Annotated in this window: 15 protein-coding genes; 4 read left to right on the top strand and 11 right to left on the bottom strand. The window is 51.8% G+C overall.

Annotated features, from left to right (window positions below):
• Positions 1-4: 4 nt before the first annotated feature.
• Positions 5-1150 carry an acyl-CoA dehydrogenase family protein gene (locus ACGHTT_RS18060; protein ID WP_390592384.1) on the bottom strand — a complete coding sequence of 382 codons (1146 nt, stop codon included), beginning with the start codon at positions 1148-1150 and terminating at the stop codon, positions 5-7.
• Between the two features lie 177 nt (positions 1151-1327).
• On the opposite strand from ACGHTT_RS18060, the gene ACGHTT_RS18055 reads away from it, so the two are divergent.
• Positions 1328-2239, top strand: a complete 912-nt coding sequence (locus tag ACGHTT_RS18055) for a histone deacetylase (RefSeq protein ID WP_390592383.1) — start codon at positions 1328-1330, stop codon at positions 2237-2239.
• 23 nt (positions 2240-2262) lie between these two features.
• Here the strand turns inward: ACGHTT_RS18055 and ACGHTT_RS18050 are convergent, their stop codons facing one another.
• Both ACGHTT_RS18050 and ACGHTT_RS18045 read right to left on the bottom strand, forming a co-directional pair.
• Positions 2263-3093: an aldo/keto reductase gene (locus ACGHTT_RS18050; RefSeq protein WP_390592382.1), complete on the bottom strand. Its 831-nt coding sequence runs from the start codon at positions 3091-3093 to the stop codon at positions 2263-2265.
• Positions 3090-4415: an FAD-dependent oxidoreductase gene (locus ACGHTT_RS18045; protein WP_390592381.1), complete on the bottom strand. Its 1326-nt coding sequence runs from the start codon at positions 4413-4415 to the stop codon at positions 3090-3092. The genes ACGHTT_RS18050 and ACGHTT_RS18045 overlap by 4 nt, the downstream gene beginning before the upstream one ends.
• A gap of 22 nt (positions 4416-4437) precedes the next feature.
• On the opposite strand from ACGHTT_RS18045, the gene waaA reads away from it, so the two are divergent.
• Positions 4438-5700, top strand: a complete 1263-nt coding sequence (gene waaA, locus ACGHTT_RS18040; RefSeq protein ID WP_390595082.1) for a lipid IV(A) 3-deoxy-D-manno-octulosonic acid transferase — start codon at positions 4438-4440, stop codon at positions 5698-5700.
• Positions 5701-5891: 191 nt separating this feature from the next.
• Here waaA and ACGHTT_RS18035 read toward each other — a convergent pair whose 3' ends face one another.
• Entirely contained in the window at positions 5892-7262 is a 1371-nt protein-coding gene (locus ACGHTT_RS18035; RefSeq protein ID WP_390592380.1) for a TolC family outer membrane protein, read from the bottom strand.
• A 192-nt stretch (positions 7263-7454) separates the two neighbouring features.
• On the opposite strand from ACGHTT_RS18035, the gene ACGHTT_RS18030 reads away from it, so the two are divergent.
• Positions 7455-8039 carry a DUF4136 domain-containing protein gene (locus ACGHTT_RS18030; RefSeq protein ID WP_390592379.1) on the top strand — a complete coding sequence of 195 codons (585 nt, stop codon included), beginning with the start codon at positions 7455-7457 and terminating at the stop codon, positions 8037-8039.
• A gap of 77 nt (positions 8040-8116) precedes the next feature.
• Here ACGHTT_RS18030 and ACGHTT_RS18025 read toward each other — a convergent pair whose 3' ends face one another.
• A complete protein-coding gene (locus ACGHTT_RS18025) occupies positions 8117-9382 on the bottom strand; it encodes a TonB family protein (RefSeq protein ID WP_390592378.1) in 1266 nt (421 codons plus the stop codon).
• A gap of 402 nt (positions 9383-9784) precedes the next feature.
• Here ACGHTT_RS18025 and ACGHTT_RS18020 point away from each other — a divergent pair, with 402 nt between their 5' ends.
• On the top strand, positions 9785-11224 hold the full coding sequence (locus ACGHTT_RS18020; protein ID WP_390592377.1) for a sodium:solute symporter family protein: 1440 nt from the start codon (positions 9785-9787) through the stop codon (positions 11222-11224).
• Here ACGHTT_RS18020 and ACGHTT_RS18015 read toward each other — a convergent pair.
• The 6 genes from ACGHTT_RS18015 to ppk1 form a co-directional block, all read right to left on the bottom strand.
• Positions 11221-13443, bottom strand: coding sequence for a patatin-like phospholipase family protein (locus tag ACGHTT_RS18015; protein ID WP_390592376.1), 2223 nt, complete (start codon positions 13441-13443; stop codon positions 11221-11223). The two genes, ACGHTT_RS18020 and ACGHTT_RS18015, sit on opposite strands and share 4 nt — an antisense overlap.
• Positions 13433-14911, bottom strand: coding sequence for a 4-hydroxy-3-polyprenylbenzoate decarboxylase (ubiD, locus tag ACGHTT_RS18010; RefSeq protein WP_390592375.1), 1479 nt, complete (start codon positions 14909-14911; stop codon positions 13433-13435). The genes ACGHTT_RS18015 and ubiD overlap by 11 nt, the downstream gene beginning before the upstream one ends.
• A 52-nt stretch (positions 14912-14963) precedes the next feature.
• Positions 14964-15779 (bottom strand): mechanosensitive ion channel family protein, encoded by an 816-nt coding sequence (locus tag ACGHTT_RS18005; RefSeq protein ID WP_390592374.1) that lies wholly within the window; start codon positions 15777-15779, stop codon positions 14964-14966.
• A 77-nt stretch (positions 15780-15856) separates the two neighbouring features.
• Positions 15857-17116, bottom strand: coding sequence for a transcription termination factor Rho (rho, locus tag ACGHTT_RS18000; RefSeq protein WP_290259738.1), 1260 nt, complete (start codon positions 17114-17116; stop codon positions 15857-15859).
• A gap of 358 nt (positions 17117-17474) precedes the next feature.
• Positions 17475-17801: a thioredoxin TrxA gene (gene trxA / locus ACGHTT_RS17995; protein ID WP_390592373.1), complete on the bottom strand. Its 327-nt coding sequence runs from the start codon at positions 17799-17801 to the stop codon at positions 17475-17477.
• Positions 17802-17957: 156 nt separating this feature from the next.
• The gene (gene ppk1 / locus ACGHTT_RS17990) at positions 17958-20024 is read right to left on the bottom strand and encodes a polyphosphate kinase 1 (RefSeq protein ID WP_390592372.1); all 2067 of its coding nucleotides are present in this window, start codon (positions 20022-20024) and stop codon (positions 17958-17960) included.
• Positions 20025-20116 lie beyond the last annotated feature (92 nt).

Below are 20116 nucleotides of genomic sequence, written 5' to 3'. Positions count from 1 at the left end.
GGTATTATTTGCCCAAAAGATCGCGCGCGATTATGAGCTTCATAATTTCGTTGGTGCCGGCATAAATTTTCTGAACGCGGGCATCGGCCCAAGCGCGCGCTACGGGGTATTCCCACATGTAGCCGTAACCGCCGTGCAGTTGCATGCACTCGTCGGCTACTTTGCACTGCAAATCGGTTGCCAGCAACTTGGCTTTTGCCGCGGTGGTGGCATCGAGCTTGCCGTTGATATGCAGCTCTAAACATCGGTCGACAAAGACTTGTAGGGCTGAAACTTCGGCACTTAAACCCGCTAAAACAAATTGCGTGTTTTGAAACGAGGCAATGGTTTTACCGAAGGCCTTGCGCTCCTTTACGTAGTTAATCGTGTGTTGTAACACCGCTTGTGCCGAGGCCATGGCGTTAATCGCAACCGATAAGCGCTCTTGCGGTAACTCTTGCATAAGGTAGACGAAGCCTTGGCCACTGGCGCCAAGTAGATTTTCTTTAGGTACTTTCACATCTTGAAAAAATAGTTCCGAGGTGTCTTGGGCTTTCATGCCAACTTTTTCAAGATTCTTACCTTTGGTAAAGCCTGGGCTATTTGCATCAACCAACAGTAGGCTCGTGCCTGAGGCGCCGGCGCTAGGATCTGTTTTCACAACGACGACAACTAGGTCTGCTAATTGACCGTTGGTAATGAAGGTTTTCGAGCCGTTTAATAGGTAGTGGTCGTCGTGCAAAATGGCCGTGGTTTTTACCGCTTGTAAGTCAGATCCAGTGCCGGGTTCGGTCATGGCGATGGCGGTTATGATGTCGCCACTGATGCAACCGGGTAGGTATTTTTGTTTTAATACGTCGCTGCCGTAGTGGTAGATATAAGGCACGGCAATATCTGAATGTAAACCCCAGCCAATACCGGTGAGGCCGAGGCCGGCAATTTCCTCATCGACGATGGCGTTATAGCGAAAATCCACGGCTACTCCGCCGTAGGCTTCAGGTGCGGTTGGCGAGAGAAATCCCTGCGCACCGGCTTTGCGCCAGATGTCGCGATCCACATGGCCTTGTTTTTCCCACTCGGCGTGAAAAGGTACCGCTTCTGCTTGTAGAAATTTGCGCACACTATCGCGGAATAATTCGTGTTCGGGCTCGTAAACGGTTCTTGGAATCACGGTAACTCCTAGTAGTTAAGATGGTGGTAAGAGGCTATTACAGTCAATTCATGTAAGATCAATACAATAAATGAGCCGGTTAGATAGCTGGATTGCTGCGCTGGCTCGCCCTGAGCTTCTGCGTCGCAAAACGTTGTTTTATTGTGCTCGAAAATTTTTAGCCATATGTACACGCCTATGCTCGTACCGTTAGTGACACACCCCGCCTATAGTTACCCCTTTCCGGCGAAGCACCGCTTCCCGATGGATAAGTTTGATTTATTACACCGTTACCTACGGGAACAGGGCCTAGCTGGATCTGAAAATACCTTTCGGCCGGGGCGCTGTAAAGCAGAACTCATCCAGTTGGCGCATTGTGCTAATTACGTCAGTGACTTTATTGATGGGCGCTTTACCCCAGAACAGGCGCGACGCATGGGCTTGCCCTGGAGTGAAGGCCTGGTGCGGCGCACCTGCATATCACCCGCTGGAACGCTGTTGGCGGCGCATCTAGCATTAAAGTTTGGCGTTGCTTGCCATTTGGCTGGCGGTACTCACCATGCTCACCGAGACTTTGCCTCGGGCTTTTGCATTTTTAATGATTTGGCCATTAGTGCGTTGGCGTTGTTGCGCTACACCCAACTCAAGCGCATTCTTATTTTTGATGTGGACGTACATCAGGGCGATGGTACAGCGCGTATTCTCGAGCAGGAGCCAGGGGTTTTTACCTGCTCAATTCACTGTGAGAAAAATTTTCCGGTGCGCAAAGCGCGCAGTGATCTAGATGTTAACTTGCAGGTTGGCATGGGCGACGATGCCTATTTGGCCGTGGTGGCAGATACCTTTAGCGACTTGTTGCTGCAATTTAAGCCGGATTTGGTTTTGTATGATGCCGGTGTGGATGTGTTTGAAGGCGATCCCTTGGGCTTACTCAACATTTCATTACGGGGCATTGCCGAGCGCGATCGTTGCGTATTGAATTTAGCGGCGAGAGTCGGCGTTCCCATCGCCACGGTAATTGGCGGTGGCTATGATCGCGATCAGTCGGCCCTGGCTCGCCGCCATGCGATTTGCGTCGAGCAGGCTGCCGCTGTTTTCAAGACTCTTTAGCCTAAATCTAACATTGCTATTATTTATTTCGCGGCCTTCAGCACGGCCTGCGCCTTTTCCACATTCAGTGCTAGGTGTGCGGGGTTTATCGTACCAACGATAGCGCTGGTAATGCCCGGCGTGGTGAAGACAAATTCCATACTGGCTGCAATGGGATCTTGATCCGCCGTTGGGGCGCTGCTTTCTAGGTTTGCCTTATCAGGTGCCTGGCAAATGTGGCCGCTGGCGAGCGCTTTTTTGATTAACACACCTTTGTTATTGGTCGCACAGTAGTCGATGACACAGCGTTCGCTGCGCTCATTGAGATTGTAAGTGACCATTACCGCGTCAGATTTTTGCGCCGCGAGCAAGCCGCCTTCAATGGTTTTGGTGGACATACCGAAGGCGCGAATTTTGCCTTCGGCTTTTAAATCAGCCAACAACTCTAGAATGCCAAAATGTTCGATGATGTGCTGGTCTTCGCCATTGGAGTGTACCAATACAATATCGATACAATCGGTGTGGAGCCGCTTGAGGCTGCGCTCGACGCTGAAGCGGGCGTGCTCTGGCGTAAAATTAAAACTCGATTGGCCTTGGTTAAATTCTTCCCCAACTTTGGAGCAGATCACCCAATCCTGGCGCTGGCCTTTCAGCAGCGGCCCTAAACGGTTTTCGCTTTCGCCATAGGCCGGTGCCGTATCGATCAGGTTGATACCCAGCGCGCGCGCTTGATTGATCAGTGCCAGCGCTTGTTTATCGTCGGGGATAGTAAAGCCATTGGGATATTTCACGCCTTGATCGCGACCCAGCTTTACAGTGCCTAAACCTAAGGGGCTGAGAAAAATATCGGTACTACCTAGCCGACGCAAACTCATGATGTAGCGTCCTTTGCTGTAAAGGCAAGCTGCCAGGGTGTGGCTGCCAGCGTCGCTTCGGGTAAAAACTCGCAGTTGGTTTGGCGATGGCTTGGCGCTATCTGGTCGGCCTGTAATTGCGCTAGCATCTCGTTCGCCATGTTGGGTGCCAGCGTTAGTTTAGTGGGCCAGCCTACGTAGACGTTGCTTACGCCCTCGGCGCGACCGGCAAAGGCTTTGTCCGGGCGAGCGAAATTATGTTGCTTGGGTTCGGCTCGGTCTATGTTTAAGGTGGCCCATTGCGCCGTTGATAAGTCGATCCAGGGCATGAGTTCGGCGAGCTCTTGTTGCGCGCGCTGAATTAATTCTTCCGCACTAAGCGCAACGCCTTTCTCGGCTAAGCTGCCGCCCAAATACCAAATGAGTTCGCCATCGTCGGCGGGGTGGCTTGAAATTGTCAGGCGCGGTGTTTTATCGGTGCCTAAGCAGTGGCCGTAAAATTCATAACCTAACTTGTGTTTTACCATCACCTGTTGCAGCGGCCGGGTTTGCATTTCTGGCGCTTGGCAGGCAATGTTTTCGAGTAGGGTTTGGTTGCCTTTGCCGGCGGTAAAAATAAAACGCTGGGCAGAAATTTTTAGGATGTTATCTGCATTGGAAATCTCCAGATGCACCCGATCGCCGGTGCGCACCAAGCGGGCTTTTTGCCAATCGATGAGGCGACAATTTTCTGGCAAATTGTCGCGCAAGGCTTTTACCACACTCGGCACATCTAACACTAAATCCACCAGTTTATAGACATCAAACTTGCGCTGCGCCGCTTGTAATAGGGGGGGATATTGGTTGGCTGCGAGGTTGTCCACACGACCACGCAGCGCCTTGCTGGCAAAAAAGGTGGTGACGCGGGCGGTGACACTCGGGCTGGCCCACATGTAAAAATGCTGGCTCAGCACGCTTGCGCCGCGCAGGTCGACATCGCCCTTGCCCGCTAGGCAATCGGCCCAGTGTTTGGGCATATCGGCGATGGCCTCGCTGGCACCGGTGAGCGCGCCGGCGAGCGCGTATTTCATGCCGCCGTGAATCATGCCTTGCGAGGCTACAGATTGATTATCGCCGAGGCCTGATTGCTCCAGCAGCAGGTTGTTATAGCCCGCGTTTTTTAATCGGTTACTCAGCCAAAGCCCGGCGATGCCGCCGCCGATGACAACTGTGTCGAAGTGAAGGGATGTAGCTTGCTCAGGCATGGTCACTGCGTCTTGTGATTTGTGTCGATTATACGGCAATTGCCGCGTTGCGGTGGCGGATGCTTGGCCTGCAGCCGAGGGTTTCGGTATGCTTGCCATCTATTTTGCAGATTGCCTCTCTATGATTCGCGTTTTATATACCCTGATACTTTATTTAGCCCTGCCGCTGGTGGCTTTGCGATTACTGTGGCGCGCCAAGCTGGCGCCGGCTTATGCGCAGCGTTGGGGCGAGCGCTTTGCCTTGGCCGGTGATAAACCCTTAGGTAAAAGTATTTGGGTGCACGCAGTATCGGTAGGCGAAACCCTAGCGGCTTTGGATATGATTCGGGCGCTGCAAGCGCGTTATCCCGAGTATCGATTGTTGGTGACGACCACCACGCCGACGGGATCAGAGCGGGTTCGGCAAAGCCTGGGTGCGAGTGTGGACCACGTCTATCTGCCCTATGATTTGCCCGATGTGTGGTGGCGCTTTTTTCGCCAGTTTACGCCTGCCCTGTTGATTGTTATGGAAACCGAGTTGTGGCCGAACTTACTCGCCGCCTGCGCCAAGCGTGGCATTCCGACGCTGTTGGCTAATGCGCGCTTGTCGGAAAAATCGGCTCGTGGTTACGCCCGTATGGCGTGGCTGGCGCGGCCGATGTTGCGGCGACTAACGGCGATTGCCGCGCAGCAGCAAGCCGATGCCAATCGCTTTCTCGCGCTTGGTTTGCCGCCAGCTGCCTTGGCCGTGACAGGCAATATTAAGTTTGATTTCACCCTCAGTCAGGCCCAACGCGAGGCCGCCAAGGCGCTGCACGCAACATGGGCACCTGAGGCGCAGCCTTTGTGGCTGGCGGCATCAACCCATGCCGGCGAGGATGAGCAGCTGTTGGCGGCCTTTAGGTTGGCGCGCCAGCAGCTGCCAAACTTGCGCTTGCTATTGGTGCCGCGCCATCTGGAGCGTTTTGATCGCGTGGCAACCATGGCTGAAACCGAGGGTTGGATCACCGTGCGGCGCAGTAGCGGCGCTGCGGGCCCTTTTGATGTGCTGATAGGCGACACCATGGGCGAGCTGCAAGTCTTTTACGGTGCCTGCGATCTCGCCTTTGTTGGCGGCTCCTTGGTGCCGCGCGGTGGCCATAACATGATTGAACCGGCGGCATGGGCTAAGCCCATTATCAGTGGTCCGCACGTATTTAATTTTACCGAGGTGGCTCGTCTCTTGGAGACGGCTGGTGCGATGGTTTTTGCATCAGACGCCGATCATCTCGCTACCACCGTGGTGCGAATACTCAGCGACTCTGCGCTGAGTGAACAGCAGGGCCAGGCGGCGCTGTCGGTGGCAAATGCCAATCGCGGTGCTTTAGCCCGTTTGTTAGCGCTGATTGATAGGACACTGGATTAATGCCATTGAATTCCGCAGGCGCGTCAGTGGTGTGGATAGCTTTAGCGGTGGTATTACAAACGCTGCGCTGCCGATGGTGGGTGTGAGCAGTGGGTGCTTGATGCGTTGCTATTGATGAGCGGCAGTAAGCCTTGAGTGACGCACATCTAGATAGAAAAAAACCGGCGGCTGCCGGTTTTTTTCTGAGTGAGTTACTCGTACTTAGCGCGGTTGACCGATGCAGCGTCGTTCAACCATTGATTGATCTCCACCACATCATTCGGGGTTAAGTTACCCGCGACGGATTTCAACTGAAATTGGTTGATCACATAGTCGTACAACGAATTGGAGTAATCGCGGCGCGCTTGGTAGAGCGTGCGTTGAACTTGTAACACGTCGACCAAGTTGCGGGTACCCACTTCGTAGCCGGCCTGCGTCGCGGATACCGCACTTTGGCTCGAGGTAATGGCTTGCTTGCGCGCTGCAACACGCGCCACATCGGTGGTAACCAACAAGTGTAGTGAGCGCGCTTGTTGAATGGTGTCGCGCTGAGCTTTGTAGTAAAGCTCCTGCGCTTGGTTGGCGCTTTCATGGGCTTGGCGCGAGCTGGCACTGGTGCCACCGCCTTCAAAAATCGGCACACTCAAATTAATGGACGCGGTGGCGCCGTTGTTAGCGCGGTCAAATAAGACAGTGTCGGCAACATCGGCGTCGGTGTCGTTGTAACCAATCGAGGCTGATAGTGTTGGGTAATGTGCCGCGTGGCTCACTTGCGCACCGCGTCGTGAAGCTTCTGAGGCAAAGCGCGCCGACTTCAGGTTGTAGTTGTTTTGCAGGGCAAAATCTACCCAGTCGCCACGGGCTTCGGGCTGCGGCTTGGTAACTGGGAAGGCCTCTGTGAGCGGTGCGATGGTGTTGTGTGGCGTACCGGTTAACACTTCCAGTGCCTCGAAGGCGATACCAAGATTACCGCGATCCGTTAGTGTTTGTGCTGTCGCGATGTCGTAGGAAGCCTGTGCTTCGTGTACATCGGTAATGGCCGTTAGCCCCACTTCGAAGCGTTGTTTGGTTTGTGCCAATTGATGCGAGTTGGCATTTTCTTCGGCAATGGAGGCTTCTAGGGTATCAATGGCGCGCAGCACGTTGAAGTAGGCTGTGGCCGTGCGCACGATCAAATCTTGTTGGGCGGCACTGAAATCGGCTTCGGCCTTTTCGGTTAACTCAATGCCTTGCTGGTAACCAAACCACGCAGCCATATTGATCAGCGGCTGAGTTAATGTCGCGCCCCACACTTTGGTATCTGTTTTAGCGCTACCTAGGGGCGAGCCTACCGTGGTATCTATGTCGCTATGGCTATAGGACGCGGTGGCGCTGACCAGCGGCAATAAGTTAGCACGGCCAATGGCTTTGGCTTCGATGGCGCTCCGGTAGGCGGCTTCATCGGCGCGAATTTGGTGGTCGTTCTTAACCGCCAGTTCGTAAATTTGATTCAGTGTGTCTGCGTTAGCGAGGTTCATGGTGCCGAGCAAGCCAGCGGCACAGATCCAACGCAAGGCTTGAGCTAAGGGTTTGCGGGAAGACATAAACGAATCCTTCGTGGGCTAATTACACAATTTTTGTTGGCGCAAGGTTACCTTATAGGTTGCTTGCATCCTAGTCGGTTTTTGTAAAGGTGGTAGAAATTAGGTCAAAAAGACCAGAGCCTGAGACGGGCGCCGAAAGAGCCTATGCTAAACTGGCGTTTTCTCCGCTAAACATCACAGGACGTTCAGTTTATGGACATAGCAAATCGATCGATGTTTCAGACCTTTATGCGCATGAGTATCGCACTTTTTGGCGCTGCGCTTCTGGTGGGGTGTAGTGGCATAAAAGTGATGGAAACCCAATCTGCCAGTAAATCCCTGTTGACGGCGAAAACCTACGCCTGGCAAAGTCAGCCCGTAACCAGTAGTGCGTTAATGAAGCGCTTCGATGCATCAGTCCGCCAGGCAGTCGATGAGCAGTTACAGCAGCGAGGCTATCAGTTAGTCGACAATGTTCAGGCTGATTTCTTGGTTGACTACCGCTTCACGGAAATTCAAGCCAGCACGGCAAGCGTTGGCGATGAGGTCGACTACGGCGGCTGGCAGCGCGACAACGACGGTATGAACTTTGTCGGTTGGTCGGCCGATCCAGCGATGTCAGAGTACCCCGTTGGCGTTTTAAATTTAGCGCTGTTGAACCCAAAAGATAACGCGGAGTTGTGGGAGGTATACGGCAGTAAAATGTTGGATGAAACTCGCAATATCGATCATATAGAAGCGAATGTTAAGCGTGTTGTTAAACGATTATTTGCCGGCTTTAAACGCAAGGCCAATTAACTAACACCGTTAAATTGATGTGTGAGACTCTAAAAAAAGGCCGGGGATACCGGCCTTTTTTCTGCGCTACCTACAGGTTATAGCGGCAAATCGTAATACAGGGTGGTTTCAAATTCGAACGGATCTGATTCTAAATCCGCGGGTGGCGGTGTGAAGGGTTGAGCATTGCTCACGGCCTCTAGGGCCTGGTCGTTAAACATGCTGTAGCGCGACGGCTCGACGACCTCAACTTTCAACAGTTTACCGTTTTTATCCAGCGCAATAGCAAGGCGCACAGAGCCTTCGGCGCGGCGGGTGAAGGCGGCGGCGGGGAGGTGCTTTTGAATATTGATATCCCGATTCAGGCCTTTCAAATACTCCTGACGCAGCAGTAATCGACGCGCCTCTTCTTCCTCAGACAGTTCTACGGGGGCAGGCTTAGCAACAACGGCTGGGGCACTCGCAGGTTTGCTCTTCTCTGTTTCGGCTTTGGCGACAGGTGTAGGGCTAGGTTTGGCCTCTGGTGTTTTAACTGGCGCTTTGGCTGCAGGCGCTACAGCGACTTTTGGTTCGGGCTTGGTTTCTACTTTCACCGCGGCTGGGGTAGGCGTCGATACCGGTGCGGGCGCTTTAGTAGCTTTAGGTTGTGGTGTTGGAACCGAAGCTATTTTGGCTGCCGGTGCACTGGTGACGGCTGCTGTAGCCGCGGCGACACTCGTGGTAGCAACAGCTTCCACCGGTGCAGGGGTAGCGAGAGCTTGGGCGATGGCTAGTTTGCGCTCGGCGCTCGGCGCTGAGGCTATAAACAGGTCTGCAACGTCCTTTGGCGGCGTTTCTTTACCGAGTATTTCTCGCTTAAAGCGACTAGAAATGGGTACTTCGCCAACCCAAGTCGACAGCAGCATGCGGAAGAAGTCGGCTGATTGATAACTGGCTAGTTGCACACCATTTAGGCTCATGACTACGGTGTTTTTGCCGTCAAAGGCAAAGCTGATAGCGTCGTTTGGCTGTAGCTCAACCGGTACCGCGCTGCGGCTCCGGGAAATATAGGTCGCGTTTTTTGCCAGTGTTTTGGCGTCGCTATTCACCGCAATTGCATCGGCAATAAGCTTAAAAAAGCGTCGGTTATTGATGCGTTCGGAAACTATTCGGTATTCCATGGTGGCCGCAGGCGTGCGACCGAGTAGGCTGCCCTGATCTGGTGCGCTGGGTGTTTCCAATCGGGCGACAAATTGTGGCTGGCTGGCCTGTGTGAGGGCGCTGTAGTTATTGGTCTGCGCCAACAGTGGCGTGCAAACCAACGCTAGGCACAGTGCAAAAGCAGCTTTAACCGAGCCAATGTATGTTGTATCAAGGATGTTCATGGTTTTGCCTGTCATTCAGTAAGAGCTCGCAGTAAGGTTTGGCCTGTAAATCCTTGGCATTCGAACAAAAAGCGGTCGATAGACTCAGTTTAGACGAAGGGCGGCTATATTGACGCTTGTACAATATCTGTGCAAGTTTGCGGCAAGATTTCGGTGCCGTTTCGGCCAAAATAAGGGCAGAGGTGGCCAGTGACGCGAGATTTAACCCCTAAAACGGAGTTTTTCCTTCGAAGTGGCCTATCGGTGGGTGGGTTTTCAGGGGCCGATAGCGGCGAAGTTCAGGCTGTGGCAAGGATTCGTGAGCAAAAAGGCCTGCCTGAGTACGAGCTGGCTCATTTGGGGTCTTTGCAAATGTTTAGACTTGGGTAGACTTAGCGCTCTTCTCGCCCGGGACTAAGGCTTATGTTGCTTGAATTTGTTGTGGTTTACTTGGTGTTCTCTATCGGCCTCGGCCTCTATGCTGCCATGAAGGTTACCAATACTGAGGATTACATCAGTGCCGGGCGCAGTTTGCCCATGATGGTGGTAATTGCGATGGTGTTTGCCACTTGGTTTGGCGCCGAAACCGTACTCGGTATTCCCGCAACTTTTATGGAAGAAAACTTAGGTGGGTTAATATCCGACCCCTTCGGTACCACCTTGTGCTTGATTTTATTCGGTCTGCTTTTGGCGCGACCTCTATACCGCATGCACCTGCTAACTCTCGGAGATTATTACCGTAATCGTTTTAATCGCCCCATTGAAATTGCCGTTAGCATCGCGATTGCGGCGTCCTACTTGGGTTGGGTGTCGGCGCAGGTTGTCGCCTTAGGTTTAGTGTTCAATGTGCTCACCGATGGCGCTTTGAGCATGCAGAACGGTATTTTGCTCGGTATCTTTATTGTGACGCTCTACACCCTGTTTGGTGGTATGTGGTCTGTGGCGATAACGACCTCCTTCCAAATGGTGGTCATCGTGTTGGGGCTGCTTTGGATTGCGTGGTTAGTTGCCGACCTTACGGGGGGTGTGGCCCCGGTTATTGAGCACGCCTCGGCGGCTGGCAAGTTTGAGTTTTGGCCGGCTTTGGAATGGACGGCAATTATTACGTTTGTGGCTGGACTGATGACCATGGCTTTGGGTTCTTTGCCGCAGCAGGATGTATTTCAGCGCGCTAATACCGCCAAGAATGAAAATATCGCAGTGTGGGGCACGGTGTTGGGTGGGGTGGTGTATTTCTTTTTTGCCGCTGTGCCGATTTTTCTGGCCTATTCGGCGTTTATTGTCGATCCGCAGATGACGGCAGATTTATTGGAGAAAGACCCACAACAAATTTTGCCAAACTTGATTATTAATCACTTGCCGCTTTATGCGCAGGTTATTTTCTACGGCGCATTATTGTCGGTCATCATGAGTACAGCATCCGGCACCATGCTGGCACCTTCGGTGACAATTTCTGAAAATATCATTAAAGAAATGTTACCGGAAAATTATTTTACCGATCATCAATTCTTGTGGTTGACCCGTGCTGTGGTGGTGGCTTTCGCTATTTTGGTGGCACTCTACTCGCTGTATTCATTGGGTCAGGAAACCTCCATACACCACATGGTAGAGAATGCCTATAAAGTGACGATGGTGATGGCATTGGCGCCACTACTGGCGGGTTTGTATTGGAAAAAAACCAGCAGCTTTGGCGCTGGGCTCGGCATTATTCTGGGCGTTGTAACGTGGATAGTGTGTGAGCTCACTATGCCGGACGCCGCAGTACCACCGCACTTTACTGGCTTTCTCGTGGCGACTACGGCGCTGGTGTTGGGCAGCTTGTGGCGTCCTTCGCAAGCGACACCACAGACTGACATGAGCTAGATAGATCTGCCGATCGCGAAGTAAACCGATTGTCGATCGGCAGAGTTATAGCCATAGGCGAGTACAATCGGGCCTATGGGTGAATCCATGGCGGCACCAATACTGCCGGCATAAATGTCGCCAGAGTTAAAGGGGATATCGCTGGTGTGGTTGTTCCATGCGCGACCGTATTCGATAGAGCCTATAAGGTAATAGCGGGTATCAAACATCAACAGCGGTTTGTTGAGTTGCTGAATATACTGCAGCGACAGCAAATTGTTGTTTTGCGTAATGATGCTATTTTCTGGCAGGCCTGAAAGCTGACCTAAGCCGCCTAGATAAAAGCGACTGGAAGGAACCGAGTTTAAACCGTCAGAGCGCGCGGCGCGCGCGCGGGTGAGAAAGGTGTGAGCGCCAAAATTAAAAGCTCTCGACAGTAAAATATCGGCTTCATAATAGTCTTCATCAGAACCTAGGGTCTGATCAAATTTTCTGGCTGATAGGTCGACGCGCGAGCCCGAGGTTGGGAAATAAACATTGTCTTCACTATCTAACTTAAACCGAGTTTCGATATATCCTAAGTCGTAGTTTAGGTGCTCAATATCCGCCAGTCCGATTTCAACATTTAGAGTTCCCGTTGAGCGCACCACACCGGCACTGATGTCGGTGTAGTTGCTAAACTGGTAGCCGGTAAAAAAACCGGCACTGGTGCGCTTGTCGCGAACTAACAGTACTTCATTCTTTAACGTATCGTCGTAGAGCGATATATCACGCGCCGTATATTCTAATAGTGGAAGAACATAGAAAGGTGACTCATAGTCGAGTGGTGCGTAAAACTCCGTGCGGATATTGATATCGTTGCCCAGTTGTACATGGGTGAACCACTCAGCGCCATAGTTGCTGATGCCGGTTTTATTATAGGCGAAAGCTAGGTTGTAGTAGTTGTCGCCGCGAAAATCATCGCTGGTATTAAAACCGAAACGCATGAAACCGGTATGTCTTTTTTCGCCTTTGATGAGAAGGTGCAAACGCTTTCCGCCCTGACCATCATCTAATAAGCGATAGTCGACCGATGAAAAATAATCTAAGCCATATAAAGTATTTATATTGTGCTCGAGCAGGCTTTTATCAAAGGGTGCGTTAAGGGGTTGTTTGATAAACAATCGAAGTGCTTCAACGTGCATGTAACTCTTATTGTCGAATGAAATACTCGATATGTTTGGTGCGTGGGTATCTGCTAGTTCTTTGAAGGTCAGTGGGCTGTTTTTGGCAAAGGAACTTAGCGCGTCCGCCTGTGACATAACGGCATCATAGCCGAGTTTGATCGTTTCCTCGGCACGACTGAAGTCGAAAGAACCAATTTCGCCTAAGTTGGGCTGCAATAAAATGTCGCTATCCGTGAGTGTGGCAATTTGCTCTTGCGCATTCTTAATGGTTAGAAAAGTGCTTACTTGGTTGGATACCGCAAATAGATTACTAATGTCTTTGGCTTTGCTCAGGGGCGTGCCGATGTTGACGGCTATGACCCTATCGACTTGCATGCCTCGCACAACGTCAACCGGTAAGTTATCGGCCATACCGCCATCGGCTAACAGCACACCCTCTCGCACTACCGGTGCGAGCACACCGGGAATTGACATGCTGGCTCGAATGGCAGTGTTTAATGAGCCGCTGCCCATAACGACGGCGTCGCCTGTTTCTAAGTTTGTGGCAACCGCGCGGAAGGGAATCTTCAAATGATCAAAATTATCGACATCGTTGGTGTGGTAAAAAATATTCTGTAGTACCAAGTCGAGATTTTGCCCGTCGATAACGCCGGCCGGAATTTTTATGCCGCCGTCTACCACGGTTAATTTCGTGCGTAACAAATGGCGCCGATCGTCTTGTTTACGCCTGAAGGTAAGATCGTCGCGCGGCGGTTTATCGGTTAAGCCGTAGCTCCAATCTAAGGTTGTGCCAATCACTTCCATTTGTTCGACGCTGTAGCCACTGGCGTACATGCCGCCGATAATAGCGCCCATACTCGTGCCGGAAATGGCATCTACTTCGATGCCTTGTTCTTGCAGTGCGCGAATCACACCGATATGCGAAAGGCCGCGTGCGGCGCCACCGCTCAATACTAAGCCGATGCGTTTTCCGTCTTGATCTAGTGCCAAAGCGCTGAGCGGTGTAATGACTAAGAGCGCGGCAGCAACAGTATGGGTCAGCTGGCGCGCAATGCTTTGAATGTTAATGGTCATTTAATACGATGCCTAATTGCTCCCAAATTTCATCGACACGCTTAACAACATCCGGGTCGCGCTTGATGGGCTCGCCCCATTCGCGATCGGTTTCACCCGGCCATTTGTTGGTGGCATCCATTCCCATTTTCGAACCGAGGCCTGAAACGGGTGAGGCGAAGTCGAGGTAATCTATAGGCGTGTTTTCTACTAGCAGCGTATCTCTTGCTGGGTCCATGCGCGTGGTAATTGCCCAAATGACATCGTTCCAGTCGCGCGCATTCACATCGTCATCGGTAACAATGACGAACTTGGTGTACATGAATTGGCGTAAAAAAGACCACACGGCCATCATTACCCGTTTGGCATGGCCGGGGTATTGTTTCTTAATAGTGACCACGGCGAGACGATAGGAGCAGCCTTCTGGAGGTAAATAGAAATCCACAATTTCGGGAAATTGTTTTTGCAAAATAGGTACAAAAACTTCATTCAGTGCGGCACCTAGCACGGAGGGTTCATCCGGTGGGCGGCCTGTGTAGGTGGAGTGATAAATTGGGTCTTTGCGCCAGCTCATATGCTCGACGGTAAATACTGGAAACTTATCGACTTCATTGTAGTATCCGGTGTGATCGCCGTAAGGACCTTCATCGGCTAGCTCAGCGGGATCTATGGTGCCTTCCAAAATAATTTCGGCGCTGGCTGGTACTTGCAAATCGTTAGTTGCACAATTGATTACTTGGGTTTTATCGCCACGCAGTAAGCCGGCAAAGGCGTATTCCGAGAGGTTATCTGGCACTGGTGTGACCGCGCCCAATATTGTGGCTGGATCTGCACCTAAAGCTACAGAGACAGGAAATTTTTTGCCTGGATTGGCAGCGCACCACTCGCGAAAATCGAGCGCGCCGCCGCGATGGGAAAGCCAGCGCATGATGAGTTTATTCTTACCAATTAATTGCATGCGGTAAATGCCCAAGTTCTGCCGGGTTTTTTCCGGGCCGCGGGTAATAACTAAAGGCCAAGTTACCAAGGGCGCCGCGTCGCCGGGCCAACAGGTTTGAATGGGCAGTTTGTGTAAGTCGACATCAGCGCCGGCAAACTGAATCTCTTGGCAGGGGGCTTTATTTACAACCTTGGGAGCCAAATTAAGCACTTGTTTAAATATCGGTAATTTATTCCAGGCGTCTTTGAAGCCTTGTGGCGGCTCTGGCTCTTTTAAAAACGCGAGCATTTTGCCCACCTCGCGCAGGCTTTCGACATTTTCTTCGCCCATGCCAAGGGCTACGCGCTCGGGTGTACCGAACAAGTTTGCCAATACGGGCATATCAAAACCTATGGGGTTTTCAAATAACAGTGCGGGGCCACCTGCGCGCAAGGTGCGGTCGCAAATTTCGGTCATTTCTAGATGAGGGTTGACCGGATGGCTAATTCTGATGAGTTGGCCGCGTTGTTCTAATTGGGCGATAAAGTCGCGAAGGTCGGTATATTTCATTACGGGTATTGCCCTCTAGTGAGGGCAATACCATAGCACAATCACCTCAGCCTTAAGAAGCTTGGTGAAGGTGAACATCGCGTTGCGGGAAGGGGATACTAATGCCATCGGCATCGAAAGCTTTTTTCACATTTTCTTGCATGGCAAAGAAAACCGCCCAGTAGTCTTCGGTGGTAGTCCAAACGCGGACGGTGAAATTTACCGAGCTATCGGCCAGTGCCGAAATAACAACCAAAGGTAGCCTTTCCTCATCGTCTTTGATGATTTTCTCGTTTGCGGCAATGACTTTGTTAATGGTTTCGCGCGCTTTGTCGATGCTGTCGCCATAGCCAATGCCAAACACAAGATCGACGCGGCGGTGTGTTTGCGCGGAGTAATTAATGATATTGCCATTGGCGAGTGGGCCATTTGGAATGAAGATCATTTTATTGTCGCCGGTGACGATTCGAGTGGTAAAAATCTGAATGTCCTTTACCTTGCCAGCGATACCTTGAGCCTCAATAAAATCGCCTGCTTTAAATGGCTTGAAGAGCAAAATTAACACCCCACCAGCAAAGTTCGATAGGCTGCCCTGTAACGCCAAGCCAACGGCTAAGCCGGCGGCACCGAGGACAGCGATAAACGAGGTGGTTTGAATGCCGGCCATAGAGGCGACGCTTATCACTAGCATCACTTTCAAGATGGAGCCGATCAAGCTACCCAGAAATTTTCGTAAAGTGATTTCGGTTTGGCTTTTTTCCAGTGCCTTGTCGAGCATCTTCATGGCGAAGCCAATCAGTTTCCAGCCGACCCAAAGCACCAATAGTGCAGTGACGAGCTTAGGCCCGTAGGTTATAGCCATTGTTTCGATTTTATCTAACCATTCCATAGTGTGCTCCTTATCGATTACGTACAAAAGTATGAAATTTTAGTGTGCAGAAAAAAGCCCGCATTTGCGGGCTCATTTTATTTTCGTTTCATCGACATGAAAAATTCGTTATTGCTCTTGAAGTCTTTCAGCTTGTCGGTCAGGAATTCGGTTGCCGATAGGTCTTCCATGTCGTGTAGCAACTTACGTAATATCCACACCCGTTGCATCTCGTCTTCTTTCATCAATAAATCTTCGCGACGGGTGCCAGAACGGCGAATGTTAATGGCTGGGTAGACGCGCTTTTCAGCAATTTTTCGATCTAAATGTAATTCTTGGTTACCGGTGCCTTTAAACTCTTCGTAGATCACCTCGTCCATTTTCGAGCCGGTGTCCACCAAGGTCGTGGCGACGATGGTTAAGCTACCGCCCTCTTCGATGTTGCGCGCGGCGCCGAAGAAGCGCTTGGGTTTTTCCAGTGCATGCGCATCCACACCACCGGTTAACACCTTGCCGGATGACGGAATAACCGTGTTATACGCACGGGCTAAGCGGGTGATGGAGTCGAGTAAAATAACCACGTCTTTTTTATGTTCGACTAAACGCTTGGCGCGTTCGATAACCATCTCCGCAACTTGCACGTGGCGCGATGGTGGTTCATCGAATGTTGAGGCGACCACTTCGCCGCGCACAGAGCGTTGCATTTCAGTCACTTCTTCAGGGCGTTCATCAATCAATAAAACGATAAGGTGGCACTCTGGGTTATTGCGCGTTATCGCTTGCGCAATGTTTTGCATCATGATGGTTTTACCGGCTTTTGGCGGGGCGACGATCAGGCCGCGCTGACCTTTGCCGATCGGCGCAATCAAATCGATGATGCGGCCGGTTAAATCTTCGGTGGAGCCGTTGCCGGCTTCTAACACCAAACGGTCGTTAGGAAACAGGGGGGTAAGGTTTTCAAACAGTATTTTATTGCGCGAGCTTTCGGGCTTGTCGAAGTTAATTTCATTAACTTTTAGCAGAGCAAAGTAGCGCTCGCCTTCTTTCGGTGGGCGAATTTTGCCGGAGATGTTATCACCGGTACGTAAGTTGAAACGTCGAATTTGACTAGGTGACACATAGATGTCATCGGGGCCGGCGAGATAAGAGCCCTCGGCCGAGCGCAAAAAACCGAAACCGTCTTGAAGTATTTCTAGCACGCCATCGCCATAGATATCCTCACCGCCCTTTGCATGGCGCTTAAGAATATTAAAAATGATGTCTTGTTTGCGTGAGCGAGCCAGATTTTCAAGGCCCATGCCTTTGGCTAGCTCGAGGAGTACTTCAGTAGATTTTGTTTTTAGGTCGGTTAAATTCATAAAATAGTGCTTTATGGGGGATAAGTGAACCCGTCACCGCGATTTCAAATTGCGATCTAGGGGTAGTGCGCTAGGTAAAGAAAATAAAAAAGTATTCAATACGAAATTGGGTGCTTATGGCTGAAATTATTAGAGGCAAATTTTGACATTTTGGGTCGGGCGCCAACTAGGGGCCACATCTGCCGATGTCTGAACTGAATCCAAGATAAGCCGAACGGTTATAGATGGCCGGTAGGCCTATTGTCAGTTTGTGTTCGAGGACTTGATCAGACGGGGTAACTCAAGATGGGCTGAGTATAAACACAAAATCTTGATAGTGCAAAAACTAAGCGCTGCTTTCGCAGCGCTTAGTTGAGAATCATAGTGCCGAGTTGATGAATTCAACCAGCTGCGACTTTGATAGAGCGCCTACTTTCATGGATTCCATCTGACCATTCTTGAAAATCATCAAGGTTGGAATACCGCGAATGTTGAATTTCGCTGGGGTTTCCTTGTTGGCATCAACGTCCATCTTGGCAATGGTGATTTTGCCAGCCAGTTCGCCGGCCAGCTCGTCGAGAACAGGGGCGATCATCTTGCAGGGGCCGCACCAGGCTGCCCAGAAATCTACCAGAACGGGGCCATCGGCCTTTAGGACGTCAGTGTCAAAACTGGCGTCAGATACGTGAACGATAGCGTCACTCATGGGTGTTTCTCCGTGGGTTCAAGGTCTCAGACCGAGGCATTTAGCCGTGCATAATAAAGATTGAGCTTAGCAGGTACAAGTTCACTAAGCCTATCTCGATGGGCTTTTTGCTATTCAAGCCTGTTAATGGGGGCTGAAATTCAGTTTTAAAGGTCTCTATTTGGTCAGCTCCCCGAGAAGTTGTTGCTGGGCGGAGGCACTTTGGTCGCCGCTATGGAGCTGGTAAAAGCCATGGGTATCGAGCTGCCAGCCCTGACGATTGTCAGTCAGGTATTTTTCCAAATCCGCGATAACCCGCCTCGCCAGAGCTGGCTCTTCCACGGGGAAGCAGACTTCTACTCGGCGGTTTAAGTTGCGTTCCATCAGGTCGGCACTGCCGCAGTAGAGGCCGGGTTGGCTATTGGCAAAGTAGAATACCCGGCTGTGCTCTAAAAATCGGCCCACCACCGAGGTAACGCGGATGTGGTCCGAGATACCTTCAATGCCTGGGCGCAGGCAGCACATGCCGCGCACTATGAGCTCCACCCTCACCCCTGCCTGAGAGGCCCGATACAGCGCTTGGATAATCTTGGGTTCGGTCAGGCCGTTACATTTGATAATGATGGTGCCTGGCTCGCCCGCTTCTACAGCGCGGATTTCATTGTCGATCATGCGCAAAATTTGGCGCTTCAAGGTAAAGGGCGCGTTCAATAACTTTTGTGGGCGCTCGGTTTTGCCCATGCCGGTGAGCTGCTGGAAGATGATATGGACGTCGGCGCCCAAGGCTTCGTCGGCCGACATGAGCGAGTAATCCGTGTACAGGCGGGCGTTGCCGCTGTGGTAGTTGCCGGTGCCCAAGTGCACGTAGCGGCGCAATTTGCCCTGCTCGCGGCGTACGATGAGAATCATCTTGGCGTGGGTTTTGTAGCCCACCACACCGTACACCACCACAGCACCGGCCTCTTGCAGTTTACTCGCCAGCTCGAGGTTTTCCTCTTCGTCGAAGCGTGCCCGCAGCTCAACCACGGCGGTTACTTCCTTGCCGTTGCGCGCCGCTTCCAGTAGGGCATCGACAATGGGCGAACTGGCGCCGGTGCGATACAAGGTTTGTTTGATGGCCAGCACGTCCGGGTCTTTGGCGGCTTGGCTGAGCAACTCAACCACCGGCGTGAACGACTCAAAGGGGTGGTGCAGCAATTGGTCGCGGTGGGCGATGGCTTGGAAAATGTTGTCTTTACGGGTTAGGCCCTTGGGGATGGTTTGCACGAAGGGCGCAAATTGTAAATCCGGCCGATTCAGCTGTTTTTCGGCGTCCATCAGGCGCTTGGTGTTGACTGGCCCGTTGACCAAGTACAGCTCGGCTTGACTCAGGCCGGTTTCACGCAACAAAAAGTTGACTAAGGCCTCTGGGCAGTCGTCTACCACTTCCAGCCGCACGGCGTTGCCGAAACGCCTCGAGTGCAGTTCGCCCCGCAGCGCGCGGGCTAAATCGGCCACCCCCTCGGTGTCAAAGTCTAAATCGGCATTGCGGGTGATCCTAAATTGATAGCAGCCTTTGACCGTCATGCCGGGGAAGAGTTTATCGGCATTGGCGTGAATGATGCTTGAGAGAAACACGAAATTATCGCCCTCGGGCGCTAGCGCTTCCGGTATTTTCAATATTCGCGGCAGGCTTCTGGGTGCCGGCACCACCGCCAGACCGGTCTCGCGGCCAAAGGCATCTTGGCCCTCGAGCGAGACGATAAAGTTCAGGCTTTTATTAACCAAGCGTGGGAAGGGGTGCGCTGGGTCTAAGCCAATGGGACTGGCGATGGGCAAGATATCGGATTCGAAAAAGCTATTGGCCCATTCGACTTGTTCTGGGGTCCATTGGCTGCGGGCGATAAAGCGAATATGTTTGTCCGCAAGTGCGGGCAAAATCACCTGATTGAGTATCCGATATTGCTCCTCCACCAGCGCGTGGCAATTGGTGCTGATCGCCTGTAGTACCTCCTGTGGGCTGGAGCCATCCAATTCGGTAATTTCCCGCTCCATGGCAATGCGCTGACGCAAGCCCGCCACCCTAATTTCAAAAAACTCGTCCAGATTGCTCGAGCAGATGAGCAGAAACTTCAGCCGTTCAAGCAGTGGGTGAGTTTCGTCCAGCGCCTGTTCCAGTACCCTGCGGTTAAAGTGCAGGTGGCTAAGTTCTCGATTTAGGTAGTAGCTGGGGTTGTCCAAAAAGTCGCAGGTTAGATCATTCATGGGGCGTATGTGGCATCCTAGTGTACTGTTTGATCTTCGCTGAATGGCAATAGATTGTAACAAGCATAGAGAATACAGCTCTTAAACGCGCA

Origin of the sequence: Simiduia litorea, assembly GCF_042853465.1 — a bacterium.
GTDB classification, from domain to species: domain Bacteria; phylum Pseudomonadota; class Gammaproteobacteria; order Pseudomonadales; family Cellvibrionaceae; genus Simiduia; species Simiduia litorea.
The sequence above is the reverse complement of the archived record's forward strand: the minus strand, read 5'-3'. Positions and strand labels throughout refer to the sequence as shown.

Excerpts from the sequence above, each read along its gene's own strand:
- ACGHTT_RS18055 (WP_390592383.1), top strand. The coding sequence starts at position 1,328 with ATGCTCGTACCGTTAGTGACACACCCCGCCTATAGTTACCCCTTTCCG.
- ACGHTT_RS18050 (WP_390592382.1), bottom strand. The coding sequence starts at position 3,093 with ATGAGTTTGCGTCGGCTAGGTAGTACCGATATTTTTCTCAGCCCCTTA.
- ACGHTT_RS18045 (WP_390592381.1), bottom strand. The coding sequence starts at position 4,415 with ATGGCAAGCATACCGAAACCCTCGGCTGCAGGCCAAGCATCCGCCACC.
- waaA (WP_390595082.1), top strand. The coding sequence starts at position 4,438 with ATGATTCGCGTTTTATATACCCTGATACTTTATTTAGCCCTGCCGCTG.
- ACGHTT_RS18035 (WP_390592380.1), bottom strand. The coding sequence starts at position 7,262 with ATGTCTTCCCGCAAACCCTTAGCTCAAGCCTTGCGTTGGATCTGTGCC.
- ACGHTT_RS18030 (WP_390592379.1), top strand. The coding sequence starts at position 7,455 with ATGGACATAGCAAATCGATCGATGTTTCAGACCTTTATGCGCATGAGT.
- ACGHTT_RS18025 (WP_390592378.1), bottom strand. The coding sequence starts at position 9,382 with ATGAACATCCTTGATACAACATACATTGGCTCGGTTAAAGCTGCTTTT.
- ACGHTT_RS18020 (WP_390592377.1), top strand. The coding sequence starts at position 9,785 with ATGTTGCTTGAATTTGTTGTGGTTTACTTGGTGTTCTCTATCGGCCTC.
- ACGHTT_RS18015 (WP_390592376.1), bottom strand. The coding sequence starts at position 13,443 with ATGACCATTAACATTCAAAGCATTGCGCGCCAGCTGACCCATACTGTT.
- ubiD (WP_390592375.1), bottom strand. The coding sequence starts at position 14,911 with ATGAAATATACCGACCTTCGCGACTTTATCGCCCAATTAGAACAACGC.
- ACGHTT_RS18005 (WP_390592374.1), bottom strand. The coding sequence starts at position 15,779 with ATGGAATGGTTAGATAAAATCGAAACAATGGCTATAACCTACGGGCCT.
- rho (WP_290259738.1), bottom strand. The coding sequence starts at position 17,116 with ATGAATTTAACCGACCTAAAAACAAAATCTACTGAAGTACTCCTCGAG.
- trxA (WP_390592373.1), bottom strand. The coding sequence starts at position 17,801 with ATGAGTGACGCTATCGTTCACGTATCTGACGCCAGTTTTGACACTGAC.
- ppk1 (WP_390592372.1), bottom strand. The coding sequence starts at position 20,024 with ATGAATGATCTAACCTGCGACTTTTTGGACAACCCCAGCTACTACCTA.